At 47.5% G+C, this 17974-nt stretch carries 20 protein-coding genes; all 20 read right to left on the reverse strand.

Going from position 1 to position 17974, the window contains the following annotated elements; genetic code table 11:
• Nucleotides 1-10 precede the first annotated feature (10 nt).
• The 20 genes from traM to ISX59_RS11925 all read right to left on the reverse strand — a co-directional run bounded on the left by traM (nucleotide 11) and on the right by ISX59_RS11925 (nucleotide 17950).
• Nucleotides 11-1156: a conjugative transposon protein TraM gene (gene traM, locus ISX59_RS11830; protein WP_220575927.1), complete on the reverse strand. Its 1146-nt coding sequence runs from the start codon at nucleotides 1154-1156 to the stop codon at nucleotides 11-13.
• A gap of 10 nt (nucleotides 1157-1166) precedes the next feature.
• Nucleotides 1167-1649 carry a DNA N-6-adenine-methyltransferase gene (locus ISX59_RS11835; protein WP_004310173.1) on the reverse strand — a complete coding sequence of 161 codons (483 nt, stop codon included), beginning with the start codon at nucleotides 1647-1649 and terminating at the stop codon, nucleotides 1167-1169.
• Between the two features lie 14 nt (nucleotides 1650-1663).
• Entirely contained in the window at nucleotides 1664-2035 is a 372-nt protein-coding gene (locus ISX59_RS11840; RefSeq protein WP_004310174.1) for a hypothetical protein, read from the reverse strand.
• Nucleotides 2036-2047: 12 nt separating this feature from the next.
• Complete coding sequence (traK, locus tag ISX59_RS11845; RefSeq protein WP_004310175.1) at nucleotides 2048-2662, reverse strand: conjugative transposon protein TraK; 615 nt, start codon at nucleotides 2660-2662, stop codon at nucleotides 2048-2050.
• A gap of 6 nt (nucleotides 2663-2668) precedes the next feature.
• The gene (locus tag ISX59_RS11850) at nucleotides 2669-3058 is read right to left on the reverse strand and encodes a hypothetical protein (RefSeq protein WP_004310176.1); all 390 of its coding nucleotides are present in this window, start codon (nucleotides 3056-3058) and stop codon (nucleotides 2669-2671) included.
• Between the two features lie 29 nt (nucleotides 3059-3087).
• The gene (locus ISX59_RS11855; protein WP_004310177.1) at nucleotides 3088-4221 is read right to left on the reverse strand and encodes a hypothetical protein; all 1134 of its coding nucleotides are present in this window, start codon (nucleotides 4219-4221) and stop codon (nucleotides 3088-3090) included.
• Nucleotides 4222-4235: 14 nt separating this feature from the next.
• Nucleotides 4236-5006: a DUF5045 domain-containing protein gene (locus ISX59_RS11860; RefSeq protein WP_005777394.1), complete on the reverse strand. Its 771-nt coding sequence runs from the start codon at nucleotides 5004-5006 to the stop codon at nucleotides 4236-4238.
• Nucleotides 5007-5074: 68 nt separating this feature from the next.
• Complete coding sequence (locus tag ISX59_RS11865) at nucleotides 5075-5845, reverse strand: site-specific DNA-methyltransferase (protein ID WP_004310179.1); 771 nt, start codon at nucleotides 5843-5845, stop codon at nucleotides 5075-5077.
• A 204-nt stretch (nucleotides 5846-6049) separates the two neighbouring features.
• Nucleotides 6050-6775 (reverse strand): hypothetical protein, encoded by a 726-nt coding sequence (locus ISX59_RS11870; protein ID WP_004322064.1) that lies wholly within the window; start codon nucleotides 6773-6775, stop codon nucleotides 6050-6052.
• Nucleotides 6772-9303 (reverse strand): hypothetical protein, encoded by a 2532-nt coding sequence (locus ISX59_RS11875; protein ID WP_004310182.1) that lies wholly within the window; start codon nucleotides 9301-9303, stop codon nucleotides 6772-6774. The genes ISX59_RS11870 and ISX59_RS11875 overlap by 4 nt, the downstream gene beginning before the upstream one ends.
• A gap of 4 nt (nucleotides 9304-9307) precedes the next feature.
• Nucleotides 9308-9946 (reverse strand): hypothetical protein, encoded by a 639-nt coding sequence (locus ISX59_RS11880; RefSeq protein WP_004322062.1) that lies wholly within the window; start codon nucleotides 9944-9946, stop codon nucleotides 9308-9310.
• Nucleotides 9946-12657 carry a helicase HerA domain-containing protein gene (locus tag ISX59_RS11885; protein WP_117860462.1) on the reverse strand — a complete coding sequence of 904 codons (2712 nt, stop codon included), beginning with the start codon at nucleotides 12655-12657 and terminating at the stop codon, nucleotides 9946-9948. The genes ISX59_RS11880 and ISX59_RS11885 overlap by 1 nt, the downstream gene beginning before the upstream one ends.
• A gap of 110 nt (nucleotides 12658-12767) precedes the next feature.
• Entirely contained in the window at nucleotides 12768-13061 is a 294-nt protein-coding gene (locus tag ISX59_RS11890; RefSeq protein ID WP_004310185.1) for a hypothetical protein, read from the reverse strand.
• A gap of 11 nt (nucleotides 13062-13072) precedes the next feature.
• Entirely contained in the window at nucleotides 13073-13450 is a 378-nt protein-coding gene (locus tag ISX59_RS11895; protein ID WP_004322059.1) for a DUF4134 domain-containing protein, read from the reverse strand.
• Between the two features lie 60 nt (nucleotides 13451-13510).
• On the reverse strand, nucleotides 13511-13834 hold the full coding sequence (locus ISX59_RS11900; RefSeq protein ID WP_004310187.1) for a DUF4134 domain-containing protein: 324 nt from the start codon (nucleotides 13832-13834) through the stop codon (nucleotides 13511-13513).
• A gap of 1 nt (nucleotide 13835) precedes the next feature.
• Nucleotides 13836-14288: a hypothetical protein gene (locus ISX59_RS11905; protein ID WP_220575928.1), complete on the reverse strand. Its 453-nt coding sequence runs from the start codon at nucleotides 14286-14288 to the stop codon at nucleotides 13836-13838.
• Nucleotides 14289-14522: 234 nt separating this feature from the next.
• Entirely contained in the window at nucleotides 14523-15410 is an 888-nt protein-coding gene (locus tag ISX59_RS11910; protein ID WP_007901068.1) for a toprim domain-containing protein, read from the reverse strand.
• A gap of 107 nt (nucleotides 15411-15517) precedes the next feature.
• Nucleotides 15518-16624 (reverse strand): AAA family ATPase, encoded by a 1107-nt coding sequence (locus ISX59_RS11915; protein WP_004310190.1) that lies wholly within the window; start codon nucleotides 16622-16624, stop codon nucleotides 15518-15520.
• Complete coding sequence (locus tag ISX59_RS11920) at nucleotides 16602-17000, reverse strand: helix-turn-helix domain-containing protein (protein WP_004322056.1); 399 nt, start codon at nucleotides 16998-17000, stop codon at nucleotides 16602-16604. The genes ISX59_RS11915 and ISX59_RS11920 overlap by 23 nt, the downstream gene beginning before the upstream one ends.
• Before the next feature lie 176 nt (nucleotides 17001-17176).
• On the reverse strand, nucleotides 17177-17950 hold the full coding sequence (locus tag ISX59_RS11925) for a hypothetical protein (RefSeq protein ID WP_004310192.1): 774 nt from the start codon (nucleotides 17948-17950) through the stop codon (nucleotides 17177-17179).
• Between the last annotated feature and the right edge of the window lie 24 nt (nucleotides 17951-17974).

A 17974-nucleotide genomic window follows, 5' to 3' on the forward strand; every position in this document is an offset into this window, starting at 1 on the left:
CATCATCGTTTTAATTCCTTTTTTCCTGTCCGTTCACTAAATACACGAAAGTTCCGTATTTCAACTTGACTTTGTTTTTCTTGATAGCTTTGCTAATGGCATTGCTTGTTTTCTGGTAGGCATTGTTCACCGCCTGCATCCCCCATTGTGCAAGGCTGTTTCCTGTTGTACTTCCCATACTCATGTTCATATTGCCCGACATTGCCCCGCTTGCTACATCCTTGCTCGTTTCCCGGAATTGGCTGTTGGGCACATACAGCCCCTCCATGCCATCTGTATCATAGAGTGAGAGACTCACTTTCACCAATTCGTCATTCACGAGGATGCTGCTGATATTACCTTTCACGCGCCCGGATGAGAATCCGCTTACCGTAGCGTACAGGTATGTTCCCCTTGCTATCACACACTCGCCGATCTCCACATCGTCAAGCAGGCGCAACCTCACGCGCGAGCCGTCCACCGCTTTGATGTTCTCGTCAATGATGGCTTGGATGAGTTTCGGTTCACGGACATTCTTCGACAGTGTGTTAAAGTAGTCCGAGGTTGTCTTCACCTTGCGTACCACCTCGCTGGGCGGTTCGTCCGCTGATGGCGTTTTCACAGCCCGGCTCTCTTCGTTGATGGTTCCGGAGGCTGCTGCTCCTTGTGGTGGAGCAATGTTGGCCGTGTCCGTTTCTGCCGGGGGTACAGTCGCGTTTTGCCCTCTCAGTCTCGCCTCTGCGAGTGCTTTCTCCAGTTCGGCAAGTGCTTCCTGTTCTCGTGTCTTGGCAGAGGCAATTTCCGCTGCCGCAGCTTTTTCCTGTTGTTCTTCCGTGAGCAGGTCGATGTCGTCCTGCGTGTATTTCGATTCATACTCTTCCTTGTTTTTATCGGGTTCTTCCCGGTCTATGTTATCTACAGCGGAGTAGTCTTGTATCTTACCCCATGATTTCGCCATATTCTCGTATTTGCTGCCTATGCCATCGTCCTTGATCTGTGCCCCCGGCAATTCGGGGTTCAGGAACTCCGTCGTCTGCAACGCCTTGTCTTTTATTTCTATCGTTTCTGTCTGAAACAGGTCGAAGATGAAATAAGACGTGCCGAGCAGGGGGAAATAAAGGATGGCGGGAAGCATATATTTCGGCTGGCGAAAATTGATTTTCTCCAATATCTTCATTATACATCTTTTAATTGAGTTGTACATATTTGCCTTCAATGGCACAATTTCTCAGTATCTCTGCGTTGTCTTCTCCGAAAGCTAATAGGATGCTACCGCGACTGGGAGAGTCACCTCGTGCTCCGCCTGGTCGGTAGAATCGGATGCGGTGGCGTAGGAATTTCATTCCCGTCGCTTTTGGAAAGATGACGTCCTGAAACATTTTGGAATCGCAACGGTTGAATAATAATGCAATGCCGTTGCCATGTTCTGCCAATTTCCGGACGAATAGCTCGATAAGAGGACGCGAATAGGGAGGATTGAGCCACACACGCCCTTCCCATATCTGGGACAACCCATCTATGTTCTGGTCATACATGACCTCGGCAGTCGGCCACAACGGATGGATGGGAGCGCAAGGGTCAAGGTCGAATTTGCCCAATGCGTCCAGTATCTCCTTTGGCGTGTACCATTCGTCTGACGAACGGACTGATTTTTCAAGCCGTGTATTCATAAGTACTCTTTTTACTATGGTTTGTCCCCTCTGTTTTTATGTTCCCTTATTTCGACTTCCTGCAACAGCTTGTGCCGTTCCCGAAGCACTGAATCCTGCTTTTCCGTCGCCGTGCGACTTACCGGACTGTGTCTGTACACAGTTACCAAGCGGTAGGCGTTCCATACGAAAGCTCCGATGACGAATGTAAAGACGATGACCAGAAACAGCGTCCGGTGTGCGTTGGCAAAGCCCTGCACCTTGGCCGCCGCTTGGTCGATGCGTGTCGCCTTGGCGAATTTATGCCCGGCCTGCACCTCTCGCTCGTAGCGTTCCTTGTACTGCGGGTCATCTTTGTCCGGCATCTTCTCGCCGAACAACATCCGTTTGAATCCTTTGATATTCATATCTTTGGTGATTTAATAGTTACTCTTTGTTTTTTGCTCGATATCTTTGTTCAGCAATGTGCGCCAGTTTACTATGAGCAGTCCATGCGGATTATTGTCCGTTCTCGGCACACGTTTAAGTTGCCCTGCCGTAACCAGTTCGCGCATCAGGATATTACTCCGGCGCTCGATTCGCTGCCGACCATAGTAGGTGAACTCCATATTCTTTTTGTCAAAGGAGATACTGTCACAGAATATCGAGAACACCGCGCTCGTACCCAATATATTGGAGTAAAATCCCTTTTCCTTGAGGGTATTGTACTGTGCCAGTCCCGTCTCATCGACCAGGTACATCGCTTTTTCCATCGTATAGCGGATGTATTTGTCGTCCGGTGCGAGAGTAAAAAAGTAATGGTGGAACATTTCTACGTGGCTCTTGGCCTCCACGTCCAGTGTTTCGTCCATCGTCGTGCGGGTTACGAGTATAGGTACATTTCCGTCCAGCACATACACCTTTTTCTGCGCGTCCGTCACCATTGTCCGGGCAGTCCAGATACTTGATACGCTGATGATGATACACCCTGCAAGAAAAGCAGTGCAGATGATGCCCACCAGTCGGATTTTATTCTCCAAATGTTTGATGACCATATACCTTTATTTTTTCTTGTTAGACAATCGTGTGTATTCGTCATGTAACATTGTCATGACTGTATCATGCAACTCCGTCAGAAATTTTTCGAACTTCCCGTCAAAAAGCTGTGTGTAATCTTCCCGCATGATTACATGCACGAATATCCACCAGACACGGCGGTTTCGATTCTTGGCATTTTTCTGCAATTTGACCAGTTGCAGACGATAGGTAAGGTAAGTCATCATAGGGACAATATATCGGTTGTCCCATGTAATGGCTTCGTCCAGTTCTTCATATTCCGGATCAATTCGGTGGTTAGGTGCATAAACGAGTTCTTCGCTTATGCGTTCATTTGCATAGTGCACGAAACGCTCGTTCCTGCACCATTTCTCAATTTTCTGTTGTACATTCATCTTTTGGATATTTAATATTAGGTTTATCATTATCTCATCATCGAGCCGATACCGCCCGTAGCCGTCATTTTGGCCTGCTGCGCCACACCTTCTCCAAAGTTCCGTGTAGAGAAGGCCGTGTCGCCTTCAGGTATCATCCATGCTGCCAAGTCCGGCACGAGGTTTAGGCATTTCAGTGCCACGATACTTGCCGCCATCAAGTAGCCGGCGGAGAAGAAGCTGTTTTGCAAGTAGGCCGCCATTGTCTGTTCGCTTGCTGTGATTGCCGTCAGGTTTTCTACCTGTATGCACAGTACAATGTCGAATAACAGTAGCACATAGAAGCCGACGAAGTAGAGCATTGCACCATAGAAATGTACTGTCAGATACCTTATAAGCCACTTCGCCCATGCACCTTCCCATTTGGGCAACAGCGAGAACGCCCATTGTATAGGTCCGAATATTGTTAACATGCCCAGTAGGATTTGCTGGCAATAGATGGTGGCCCACCATCCGATACGATACACAATCAGAGCGATAAGCATGATGATTTTGTCGATACCTACGATGACTCCTGCCGTCAGTGAGGTAAACCACAGTTCGGCTGCGTCTTTCTCCATCTTCGTCACTTCGTCCACTCCGGTTTGTTCCATGGTCGCTTCTACCAGGTTCGGGTCGGAGGTACCCGTGTGAGCGACATCTGCCTGTGCTTGCAAGCTTTGGTACATCGTGTCACGTACATGGATAAGTTGCTGCACTTCCTCGAATTTGTCCGCTATTTGGGTGGCTTCTGCCTCGTACAGGTCATGCGTGTACGAGCCGATGCAGTTCGGGATGTAAGACAGGAAGTCAAGGAAACACCAACTGCTCCCACTGCCAGCCATACCCGTGTCTGCTGGCGGATACCACCAACAGAGGATGATTGAAACAGCCAAAGGACGGAACAGCTTCAGCACATCCAGTGGCTCATGTTTCACCATCATCTTGTACGCCATTCCCGCTGCCATCACAATAGCGAACAGGGCAGCCAGTGCCATGCACATTTGTAGTATCCACCAGAACGGTCCCTGCGAGCCGGTAAAAGTCGCATCAGTCAGGAACTCGTTCGTTTGAAAAATCACATCGTCAATTTCTTCTTCAAGGATATTAATACCGAAATCCGAGAGTATATTTCCGTCTGCCATACGTTTTTGTTTTTTCAGTTCCCTTTGTTTACTGTTTCATCTCCGTCGCCGCTGCCACCCGTGTTATTGCCTGATTGCGGGCCGCGCACGGCAAAGCGCGATTCGTGCCATCGGTTCACCGCATCGCGGACAATACTCTCCTTATCCAGAGTACGGTCAGCGGTAGCATTCAGTAGCGTACTTGTTATCGTAGTATTCTGCCGTTTGGCAAGGTAGCCGACAAGGATTTCGTTCTGTCGAGTTATATCCTCGTAGATGCGCAGATACTCTTTCTTCCGCTGTGCGTTGGGCATATAGGCATCTTTCGTTGCATCAATGGCGCACTGGTAGATATGGTAATATTCCGTCCATCTGTCTTTATCCTCCGGTGTCCCCCCGACAGGCAAGATGCGGTCTATGTTTCGTTTGAGCCGTACCATCTGTCCGTTGACCTTATCGCCTTCAGCGACCCATGCGATGTCCGCTTGACGGTCAGCCACGTTCAAGGCTTCTATCTTTGCCCGGCTCACCAATGCCGAGTCGATGGCTTCAGCTTCGTCCGTTTGGTTGTATAGGTTGACGCCCGCCAGTGTGCGGAATGACAGTTTGTTCTTGACTGCTGCCGACTTCTTATACTTGTTGTGCAGTATGGAATAGTAGAGGTCGGGCGAGAGTGCTCCCGTACCGGTTTCCATTACTGTTACTTGGTTTTGTTTCGGCGAATCGTGGTTATAGGTCACGGATTGTGCCTTTGCCGCCGTGGTTGCAATTATTGTAACCGTCACGAGTAAGAGTATTCTGTCCATATTTACTTTCGGTTATTTGTTATTAATCTTTTAATACTCAATGTGTTTCAATCAGTTAATCACCAGGATTATTCCACATTTCTTTTTATATTATATTCATTTCTAATCCTTTCCTCTCCCCGCAAGAAGTGCATATCATCCTTTTCAATACAAATACATTTTCTATTCGTATGAATACAGGCGATTGCAGTGCTCATGCTTCCAGAGGCAAAATCAAGGACTGTGTCACCCTCTTTCGTGTATGTTTTTATCAGATATTTCAACAATGCGACTGGTTTTTGATTAACATGAATCGTTTTGCCCTCTGATTCCGCAGTTTTAAAATATTTCACACTTCGTGGGTATCTCGTTCCTTTGTTTTCATTTCTGAATGTAGGATTTGGTACCTTGTTTACTCCTGTCCAGTTACTTCCTCTCTTTGTACGATTCTCATAAGGCTCACCTTCCTCCATGATTGGATAATAAGGAGTTCTGCCGTTACAAAAGATACTGATTAGCTCATGCGCTTTTAGAGGTTGCTTTTTAGCAAGAAGGAAATTGCTTGCTTTTGACTTTTCCCATACCCAGTCATATTTAAATTCGGCTAAATTGCCACAGCGTAAAAGGCTGCTGAACGGTTCGCTGCCAAATAAAGCCGTAGGCGCATTATCCTTTCTCACTCTTCTAATCTCCTCCCACATTTTCGAGAATGGTATTATCTTATCCCATTGCGAGGCTGTAATTCCAAAAGGTGGGTCGCATAGAACTAAATCAATACTTGATTCTGGGAGAAGAGGCATTACTTCAAGGCAATCGGCTTTATATAGCGTAATGTCTTTTTCAAAAACGATCTTTTTCATTACATCTTTTATTAATGTCCATTTGCCTCTTGGTTATAGGCCAGATAGACTTGTTTGTACTTAAAGTTTCTTTCTCTGTTTGTACTTCTCCGAACATTCAGGACGAAACGCTTTTCCTGCGTTTTAAGATATTCCTTATCAATTTTGGTACATAGAAGTCATAATCTAACTTGTGGCATTATTTACCTCCTTCCTCTTTTACCGTCAATAATCCAGTCGCCCCGCATTGCGCCATCGTCCGAAAGCACCGTCAATAATTTCCCGTTTGGTACGTTCCCGGTAAATCTTCGATTTCCAGTAGCCGATACGTACCTGTATGTATCTCCATGTCTCGATGTATGCCCGGTTCAAGTGTTGCTCAATGCTGTCCAGCGACTTGTTCACGGACTCCAGTACCATAAGCAGGTCGCTGGTCGAGCAGGCCGCTGCGCCCGTGGCATACAGTACGAGGTCGCTCACCGACTTATAGAGGTGTTCGCCCTCGTTGGCGATGTCCCGTATTGCTTTTTCATTGATAGTCAGTATCAGTGCGTCTGACGGCTCGATGTTCCCATGTTTCAGGATTTTCTCATGGAAAGCCTCCAGCATGGTCTTATAGTCACCGATACGGTCACTTACCGAGCTGTAGGTATCCTTCACGTTCAGCACCGTCCGCAGGGATTGGTACATCACGTCGATGACATCAAAGGCACGGGTATAGCGGTCAAGGTCGATATTTACTTCCTTGTATTTGCCCGTCTCCTCACGGCTGTACTCATGCAGCAGTTGGTTGCTGTATTCCAGCGTGCTTCGGGCCAGCAACAGGCTGCGTTGTTTTTTGTGGTCATTTATGTACGCTTCCACCGACACGATATCGAATGTCCATTGGCCCTTGGCGACATCGGGTAGTAGCGCAAGCAACGTAATGGCTATCAGTATAGTGCGTTTCATGGCCGTACCTCCTTTCTGCCACTTCGGGATGTCCGTGCGTTTTCTACCCAGCGGTCATGGCACTCTTCCACGAGTGTCAGCCTACGACCCTCGTCCGTATCGAGTCCCGGTAGCACATCCTTCAGTACGTCGATGATGTTCCGCTTGTAGTGCATCATCTTCTCCAAGGATACGAGGTCGGCGTATATTTTCGTGATACGTGAATCCACTTCTCGTGCGATTTCGAGGCGGTCACTTGACCAAAGCAGGTGGTACACGTCGCTGTTCGGTACTTCTTCCATAGGTTCTGTACGGGCATACTCGGTAGTGATTTTACAGTTGGGATATTCCCGTGCGATTTCCGATATGCGATTATTCACGATTTTAGTCTTTTCCTCGTTCGGCAGGTTCGGATCGAGTGTCAGTACATCGGCAACGTGCGTGTCTGTGTATGCCGAAGTCAATTCCCAACTGATTTGGATAATGGCACGGTGAATCTTGATACCCAGAAAGTATTTCGGCTTCCGTGCGATAGAAATAGTCGCACGGAACGTAATGATACCATTGATGTTCGGCATCGTCGCCTTACGGACGAACGTATAGCCGCTCCATGTACCTCCGTCCTGCCAAGTGAGGCTATAGGCTGTCTTGCAATCCTGCATGATAGCCGGTAGGCGGTAGTAATCATCTGTCGGCACATCGTTCTCTGCTTCCGCTTCCTGCTTCGCATCTGCGTACTCCTTCTGTTTTTGTTGCCACTCGGCAAGTTCGCTTTTCAGTTCCTCGATACGTGTCCGGTTGGAGTTATATTGTTGCCGATAAGCTGCTGCGTCTTCCACGCTCGCCTCGGCAATTTTTTTCAGAAGGTCGGCGTTTTCCTTTTCCAAGGCACTAATCTGAGATTGAAGAACGGCGACTTGATTGTCCGCTTCCCGTATCAGTGCGTCCAGTTCTGAAAGATCCAGTTCGTTCTCCGTTACCGAGGTCTGCATGACGCACTCTTTGGAATGGGCGTCCAGTGAGCCGCCACACTTGCGACACTTGTATTGTGTCGAGCCTTGTCCCAGCGTCGCCCCGTCTGAACAGGTTACACTGATGGTCACGCTTTCGCATCCCTGCAATTTTGCAGCGTCCGTCGCCTGATAATAGTTCCGTGCATCGGATGCTATGTAATAGACATAGCCTTCCTCGTTGTCATTGAACTCCGAGAGGCGGGCATTGAGTTGCGCTTTGAACGTATTCAAATCCATCGAATAGGAGTCGAAGACATCCTCATAGACCACCTCCGTCCGATTCCAACTCTGTGTCACGTGTATCTCGTAGGCGTATGCCTTCTTTGTCTGTTTGTTACCCTTACTGATGATATAGGCCTGTTGTCGGGTATTGATAGTATAGGTGTAGCCATCGTTGCTATTGTTGAGCTGTTGTACTCGACTTCTTGACCATCCGGCATACCGTTCTGAATTGGCGAGGGCCTGCTCCCGTTGCGAAGCGTTCGGATAAAATCCCGGATCACTCGTGTTAAAGCGTGTCCATGCACCCCCGTTCAATATGCTGTTGTCGTCTGTCGGTGGGTAGTAGTCGCATAGAGAAATGCTTCCTTGATCACGCCGTGCGATATACCACCGTTGCGTGTAATAGTTCCCGACAGCATTGTCCATATAGTCGGTCATCCACGATGTGAGGTCGTAATTGCTGAAATTGAACAATGCGGCCACGCTATCCTGACCGCCCACCATGTCGATTAGCAGACTGCCGATGTCATGTTCCGCCTGCTCGAAGAGAGTACTGTAGTGTTCATACAGGTTGCCGATTTCATTGACTTTGCCACCCAACAGGTCATGGAACGCACTACTTTGCAGTAGAGCGTCACCGAGGTTCTCCATACCTGATGTTGCCAGCCCTACGCCCATGTTATAAAGGTTGTCAATGTCGCCCTTTAAGTTCTCAATCGTGAAATTGCCCGGCACTTTGGTAAAGTTGTCCAACATCCGTTGCCAATCGGTACCGCCCAGTTCTGCGAGGTTCAGCAAGGTGGCAATGTCGCGGTCAATTTCCAGAAAAGCGATGTCCGAGAACGACAGCGTGCTGTTTGTCACCACACTTTCGAACTGCATACACAGGCTCTTCGTATCGTCGCACACTTTCATCAGGTAGCTGCCCCAGTGGATTGCTGTTTGTGGTGAGCGCAGCATCAGCTTCGCCACCACCCATATTTTCGGCATGATTTTTTCTGCCACCATGTGGTAAATTCGACGATAGTAGTAATTTTCCGTGCTGCTGCACCAGATGCCAAGGTCGGACAGAGCCTTGTGTTCCAAAAATTTGGAAGAAAATATCCCTGCTGCCGCCACTTCTGCCGCCGTATAGTGTTTCAGAATATCATCCACCTGCTCGCGGTAGTAGCTTTCGGCTACTGCCTCCGTGCCGAATGCTGCGGCCATGGCCGCCACGGTACGAGCGTCATAGTTCACGCTGTAATATTGTGCGTGAACATGCTGTGTCAGGGCAGGCAATAGGATAACCCAAAAGATAAACAGCCGTTTCATCGTTTCAGACCTCTTTTATGTATTCCGGTTCCTTGTGATTGAAATACCACCGTTCAGATTCGATACAATTCTCCGTGACAAGTCGGCAGAACATATCATGTATGATGGTAGTATCCTTGATGGCCCTTTTGATCCGGGCTTCTTGGGAGCCGAACCATCTCAAAAAGAAAGGCTGGTTTAGATAAGTTTCGCGCACGGTCTGATAACGTAGCCATCCCAAGTCACTTAGTCTTTTTTCACTCATCGGACTACTGTTCAGTTCCCTGAATAGTTCTTCTCGAAACCTGTTTTCATCGAAGACAGGTTTGCTGTTACATAGCCTGTCGCACATATCGTAAAACTCCTTTTCTTTGGGGTTTTCTTCATAATACCGGTTCAAATACGCTTCCAGTTCTACATCGGACATACCCAACCGAAGGGAATACTCTGCCAACAACCGTTCGATGGCGGCTACTTTGTCCGGTGTCATGTCATCCATGCGGAGCAGGTTCTCCTTGGACAGCATACAAAACTCCCGGAGGGACAAAACAGTGAGTTCCGGATTGCTGACAGAGATTTGTTCGCGCGTCAAGCTGCTTTCAAACCCCATCATATTTATCCCGTAGCCCAGTGACAGGGTGATTAAAATCCTTTTCGTTTTCATTATGATGTTATTTTAGTGGTTAAGTTCAGTACACATCCCGCTTCATTAACTTTCTGCGCAAACGGCAATGCCTTGCCGATACCGCTGGTATTCCAGTCGCGGCAATATGCCTCGATAGCCTCTTGGTGGCTGCATTGTAACTCGCGCTTGTAAAGCTTCAGAGCCTCTTTCTCCGCTCGTTCGGTCGTGTAAGTCATGTAGCACTCGCGTGGTTCTTCCACGCCATAAACACCGCTGGTCGTGCCCCGACGGATAAACACCTCGCGGAAGAAGCTGCGTCCTTCCTTGTTTTCAAGGCGGTTAATGGTGAAAATTTTCTTACAGTCCACGTCCGTTAGGCCAAGAATCGTCTTGATGGTGTCGAAACGTTCCTTGAATTTGCTCTGGTCAAGCAGCATCACCACATCCGAGTTATTGATGATGGCCTCTTTCACGATTTCGCTGCCGATGATGTCTTGTATTTCCTGTGTCACCACGCCCACACTGGCCCAGAATTTACGCGCTGTTTTGTACATAAATTTAATGTACTCCGCCATCAGCGGGCTGGCGATGGCTTTCCATGCTTCCTCGATGACAAGGACTTTGCGGTTCTTCTTGATGCGCATTTTTTGCAAGAAAACATCCATGATAATCAGCGTGACCAAAGGAAAAAGCAGCGGGTCATCTTTTATGCTGTCGATTTCGAAGACCACGAACGTCTCGTCGAACAGCGAGCTGTCCATGTTCTCGTTCAGCGTTTTTTCGTGGTTGCCGCCCAAATAGAAGTCCTTCATCATATAGCGGTATGTCGAGAGGTCGATGCCCGTGATACGGTTCTCCTCACAGATATCCGGGATGCGCTGCACGGAATATTCATAGAAAGAGTTGAATGACAGTTCCTCCACTTTCAGTTCCTTGCGTCGGCCCTCTATCTCGTCAATGATACCCTCGATGCGGACCGCGCGTTCCCGTTCGCTTTCGTGCCGCTTCTCACTGCTGTTGCGGTCATCAATAACGAGGCTCTTACGCAAGTCCTCACGCTGTTGGGGTGTGAAGCCCTCGAAACCATTGAAGTAGGCGTCGTAATATTCCGTGATGACGTGCTCTATCAGACGGTCTTCCGTCTTTGTGACCGTTCCCTGCGTACCTTTCCAGATAAGCAAGACGAGGTTTTTCAAGAATCCCGTTTTTTCTACGTTCATCTCTTCCCGATTGATGCGGAACGGATTCATCGTGATGGGCCGTTCCTCGGTATAGCTGATATACTTGCCGCCGAAATACTCGCATAGCCCCTCGTATGAGTTACCCGTATCGACCATTACCACGTCCGTCCCCTGTTCATGCAACTGGCGCACGACGGAGTTCATGTGGAAACTCTTTCCGCTGCCCGAAGGCCCCAGGCAGAAAAAATTCGAGTTGTCGGTCAGCTTGTTCTTTCCCTCTTTTCCCGTGATGTCGATAGCTACCGGAACACCTTGACGGTCAGTATAATAAATTTTTATCGGCGTTTCCTCACTATGCTGCACCCGTTCCTTGTACATCAGGCATACCGCAGCGTCGGAGAGGGTCAGAAAACGGTCATATTCCTCGTTCAGGCTGTAACAGTTGCCCGGAAATGAACTGACGAACAGTTCCAGTTGGTTGTATGCACGCTTACTGATATGTATGCCCATGCGCCCAAAAGCGTTTTCCAAGTGATTCGTGCATTTTTGAAGGTCGGTGTCGGCAGGCACGCCCACCACCATGTTGAAGTGCGTGTACACGAGCAGTTTGCTTTCACGGGCTATTACGTCCTGTACCTGCTTGATGTCCTCTACGGCCATTTGGTTACTCGGATTGGGGATGCTTGCGTGCCGGTTCTTCTTTTTGTCGAGTAATGCCAGTTCACGCTTCTGACTGGGCAGGAAAATAATTTGGTTGTACACCACCGTTTCTGCGTTCGGAATATTATCCACCACCGAGACAAGATCCACTGGCATCTCGGTATTATTCACCTCGATATTGGTATAGGGACGTATCAGCGAGGGGAGTGCGGCGCAGTCCACGTCCACGAGGCTGTACACCTTACAGCGTTTATCACCCATAGATACCGTTTCGTCGTCAGACTTGACATTCGTCATCGAGACCGTACGGTCTTTGAAGTTCATCGCAAAGTAACGGTCCACATATTCGCTTGCCTCGGCTTTGTTCAGGAATTTCACTTGTACACCGCTGTCGCGTAGTAGGTCTCGAACCTTATAAATCTTCACGAGGAAATCGCGCCATTTCTTGCTATCGTAAGAGAAAAGACGGCTCTTCTTGGCTTCCTGTGTGATAGTCAGATAGCAAAGGCTGTCCGTGTACGGACGCCCATTAAAATAACGGAAGTACGATGCCGAAAGAAATTCTTGATTATGCTCCGGCTCGTTCGCGAACTGTTTTCTCACGAAGATGTCCTGTTTGTGTAAGGCATATCCTTCGCCCAGTGTTTGCGCAAGGGCAGAGAATAGATGCGTGAAATCGTAATAGCTGTCAATGTCTGCCGAATACTTCTGTACTGGATTTTCGATTTTCAAGACGGCGGAATATTCACCCGTCTTGGTGTACAGCACACCCACACCATCTGTATCTTCCACAGAGAAATAGATATTCTGAAAGATGTGCTTGCGCTTGCCGCCCGTACCGAACGTATAGACTGACAAGGCCATACCCGTACATAGGGCGATGAAAAATAAAATGATATATAGGGTCATTCCGATATTCGTTCATTAAATAGGGGCAGGTCTGCCTCGGCTGGAGGCGGACCCGCCCGCGTTCAACAATCAATCAGCCACACACATTGCCGTGATGGTTTTTCTTATAGTCATACTTTGTGCGAATAGGCATACACATACACTCCACGTTTTACATTTTTGCTGTGCAGCCCTTTTCGCTGTTTGAGGATGATAAGCACGATTCCCGCAGATAAGACAGTTGCCAATACGACCAGTCCGGCCACAAAGCCCATAAGACAGTAGGCGGCGATAAAGCCCACAATGGCTCCACCAGCCACGCCTGCCGCCCAATAGATGTAGCGGCCTTGTAATCCCATCAGCTCCAAAGGCCGTTGTAACCCCTTGAACAGCGGATAATCCGGATAACGTCCGTCATTAATCATTTCTTGACTGTTTATGCGTTAATTCCGAAGAACAGAGGTAATGCTTGGGCTGCCGCAATCAAGAAAAGGCACGCCCCAACTACCATCATAATCTTCTTCTTGACATCCTGTTCCTCGTTGTTCATGGCGATATACACCGAAATGGCTCCGATGATGGCCACGACACCAGCAATGGCATAGCAGAGTTTGACCATGACAGGAACGTATTTCACAATTTCCTCCGCTACGGTTGATAGAGCTGTCGTACCGGCCGAGTAATCGCCTGCCGTACTTTGAGCCATAGCAGGTATGCCTCCCAACAGGGCAATGATTAACATTCTTACTTTGGTGGAAACTTGCATGATAGTTTTCTTTGCCTTTCGGCACATTCTTTTAAATTTCTGAAACATATTTATTACATTTTTGTGGTACTCTTGTTTTTGAATTTATTTTACACTTCTATCAGCCACCTATATGCGGTAGCCGAAGAAAGCAGGGAACACGATTGAAGCTCCAATGATGAAGAGGCACGCACCGACAAGTGATACGATAGACTTCACCACGCCGTCCTCGCCTGTGTTCATTTTGATATAGATCTGGAGCGCGGCAACGACTACGAAAACCGAGGCGACAGCGTAGCAGATGTACAGCACGTACAGCATCATCGTCACCACGAAGTCGTGCATCGTTGCCAGTGCGTCTGCACCCCAACTGTAGTTTACGCTGCCACTTTTGGCGAATGCCGCATAAGGGACAAAGCACAGTGCACATAATATTTTTTTTGCTTTCGACATTTTACAATCGGTCTTTGAGAGGTTTCCATACCAGTTTCGGACGGTTGCCCGTCTTTCCTTTGGCAAGCATTGCTTTGTATAGTTCGTCTGCCGTGTATGCGTCCGACAGGTAGGTCTCGGTTTCTTCCATCTGTTCCTCCGCTTGGGCTTTCAGGCGTTTTAGCTTCTCCGCCACGGCTATCTCGCCATTATTGTCTGCGGTTTCCGTCTCCTGTGGTGCAGGCGAAGCGGTAGGGGCAACATCTGTTTCATATTTCTCATTACCCACATTGAATCCCGTATCGCTCTCCGTCACGTACACACTCTGTTCATCTTCTGGCGCACCGAGGTCAAATACCTCTTCTTCCGGCTTGCCATTTCCTTTTTTTCCATAAAGGTCCTGCACGATGATAACTGCATAATAGACGAGATAGACAACCGTCAGGACAATGGTGAAAATAAAATATGATTTCATATATTTTTGTATAATATGATTTTTATATTTGGTTGTGTGTGCAAAATAAGAATGGATAATTTGAAAGATAAAATTATTGATTATAAAACGTATCGTTTCAATATAATATTTTTTCAAAATCCAAAAATCATATTTCAAAATCATATTCAAATATGATTTTGGATAAGAAAACAGGAAAAGTCGGGATATAAAAAAAGCCCTCCGTGATGAAGGAGGGCTTAGGGAGCGGGTTGTTCATTGTTTCTTCCCACGTAAGTAGTCGTTCAGGTCTTTGTAACCGGCATAACAGTTTGATTCGTTATAGACGCATCTGCCATACATCCCGGCTATGGTTTCCACTGTCTTTTGTCCGGCAAGGTCATTGTCAAGGTAACAGTGAATATACGTGTATTTTTGCAAATACGTCAATGTCCTTTTCAGATTACTGACCGAGTTCATAACAAGGTAGTCACAGGGGGCATTAATGCAAATGGCACTATCGTCCGTCTGTTTTAGGGTTAGATAGGACAGAAAGTCCATGAATCCTTCAAATAGGCAGACACGGCTCTGTGCCTCACCACGCGATTGGGGTATCAAGGAAATGTCCTTGTTCTTGATACATCCTTTGTAATAAGGGTTTCGTACCTCGTATCCACCGGATATATTGCCAAAGGCCAGTGCAAAGTAACGTCTCTGGCGCAGTTCGTAATGGACTTCCTTGCAGAACATTCGTCCGATATCCGAATCAATCATACGTGAATGGAGATATGAGAGCAGTGCGTGGTGTCGCAGCGGCACGATAATCAAATTCTTCATGTCGGCTTCCACTGGTCGAGAGGTTGCGGGCAACGCCCGGGTTCTCGGCAGCGACACACCATTGACATACCGTTTGATGTATGCTAATGCTTCACTCACACTTTTAGTTCCGCAAAGGTACTTACCCAGTTCCACAAGGTCGCCTCCGGTAGCCTCGCCAAAATCATACCATTCATTCAGCCGGTCATTGACTTTGAACGATGGCGTCACCTCTTTCCTGAGAGGCGAAAGATACCAATATTGCTCTGATTTCATATACTGCGCACGGTGGCCGAGCTGGGCCAAAAAGTCCACGATACGCACTCGTTTTGCTTCGTCTATGGTCATATTAAATTTCTTTTCACTTGTTTTGTACAAAAGCGGTTTAGTTTAGTTTGCGTCCCTATATATATAAATACTAAATTAAACTGAATTATATAGGCCCGCGCCCGCTCTCATTCTTCATCGAAAAGCATGGTTTCTGCCTGTGTCATGTCATAATAAAAAAGTTTATCTCGTTTGATAACCAGTTTTAAGGTGTCAGTCAGATATTGCAGCAGTTTGACCATTACGTTTCTCCCACGCTTAAACCCGATTGCCTCGTAAGCAGTCATCATGGCTTGCAGCATATTTTCAAACCCACGGATGGGTTTGTCTCCAAATGCAGCGGAAAGGGCTTCACGGTGCTGTTCGATGCTTAGTTCCATAAAACCCGTCCGCTGTTTCGGTTTCTGATGTGGGGCATTCTCAAACAAATGCCCTTCTGCGAGAACCGGGAGCCCGCCCTCATTGACAGTGAAAGCAAAAGGTTTAAACTCTTTCTCACGGATGTGTAACGCATGAACTTCGCTGACGTTGGGACAATCGTTGTTTTTGCTGATGACCAGTACAGTCTCCGCCTTGTTGCTCATTTCCGTACCGATATGCCCGCGCACATTGTTATCTCCTTTATTCAAATGTAGCACACAGTGGATATGCAGGTCATACTTTGATGACCATTCCATCATCTTGTTAATGACTTCCACGGACTCACCGGTACTGTTTATGTCAAGCATCAGGTCACGGATACCGTCGATGATAACAAGTCCGTATCCTTTTCTTTGACGTAAGGCGTAGTCGATGACCCCAATGCGTATTGCCGGAGAGTATTCGCGCAAGCAAATAAAGTCGAGGTTTTCACTGTCGGTTGTAGTGGGCAGTCCGGCAAGCCGCAAGATGCGTTCCAGTACATTGTGACAATGGAAGCGGCTCTGCTCCGTGTCCACGTACAGAATCTTGCGTTTACCTTCCGGGAGGTGCGCCCGGTAGTTCAGCACTTGTTTCCCTGCCAGCGATGCAGCGACAATGGCCGAAACGTTAAATGTTTTTTTTGATTTCGCCTTGCCGGTTGATGCGCTGAAGTTGCCGAGCGTAGCAATGGTCGAGTTGTCTATCCAGATAATCTGTGGCGGCGTTTCATAGGTATCCGTCGCCCGAATCTGCGAGGCGGAGAGGATATCCGATAAGAAATCCTCCTCCGGCCTCATATCCACATTATATTCAGTTCTTCTTTCGTTTTCCATGGCGTCTTTGATTAAAGAAAGGTTGTGTGGCAGCGGCCTCGTTTGCCATACGTGCTGCTTCATCTACGGTTGGTTCATAATTCTGCAAAAGCCATTCGTCCAGATCTTCTTTGGCGAAATATATCATTTTGCCACGTGGCTTGTAGTGCGGAATCTCCTTGCCTGATGTTAGCTTGTACAGCATACTCTCGGATATTCCGATATACATACAAGCCTCTTGGAAGGTAAACACCTGTTTGGTGGTATATATATTTTTTTCCAGCAATGCGATGCGTTCCAACAGACTTTCTATCGGATCTAATTTCTTTAGGATGGCTTCGACGCTTGTAAGCCGTTCACTCAGCCGTTCCATGAATGTCAATCTATTATTTTGCATAAATGAGTTATTATAAATTTAGACAATGAAGTATATCCTCCGTTATGTAGCGCGCTAACGGAGGTCAAAGATAGGGCAACCCAAAAGGTCAGCGTGAGTTTGTACCGTGATAGTAACCACGTATCACGGCAACTGTCACGCTTTTACCTTTCACATACTTCGCTTATTGGCACTTCTTACCACTCTCTCAGTTCATCAATGGCTCGTCTGATACCGTAACCTGTTGATGTCATGTTGTTACGCAAGGCAGACAGAGCGGATGAAAGGCTTGAAGCTGAAACGAATCCTTTTCCATCCTTGGTTTGCAAGAACCGCCCACTACTGAGAACGGACTGCCATTTGGCTTGGATAAACGAGTGCTCAAGGAGTGTATCAAACAGGATGGCCACATGGCGGATATTGTTTACACGAATACAGAATCCTTCTTTACAGGAAAGCAGGGCTTCCATATCTTCAACGTGTAGGGTAGAAACGCAAAACAGATGATAAGCATTGGCACAAGCTGTAATACCTATCATCTGTTTACGAGTGAGATTGCATCCAAAAGAAAGAGGATAAATTCTTGTCGGTCCATCTTTGCAGCACGTGACGGACTGTGATGGTGGCACAAACGTATCATACGTTCGTTTCAGTTCCATACACTTCTCGAACGAGAAGTCTGCTTCGGTAAAAAATGCTCGGATAAGATGGGAGCAATCGTTTAATAGCCCCTTGACGATATGAATGTTCATTTCATGGCAGTTCCGGCAGACCGCATGGTCACAGTCGATATACCGGTGGCTGTTTACGAAATCCTCCACGTAACGGTAGTACTGCTTATTGCCCGTCACGACATCACGGAGATACATTGTTTTTGCTTCAACGAGCAATGCGAATAATTCTTTCGCTACATCCTGTTCTGCAACAAAATGGTGCAGATGTTTTTTCCCTCCAAAAAGAGAGAGAGCCATTGTTAGGTCTTTTCATGATGAAAT

This window comes from Bacteroides sp. FSHCM14E1, from assembly GCF_019633785.1.
GTDB classification, from domain to species: domain Bacteria; phylum Bacteroidota; class Bacteroidia; order Bacteroidales; family Bacteroidaceae; genus Bacteroides; species Bacteroides hominis.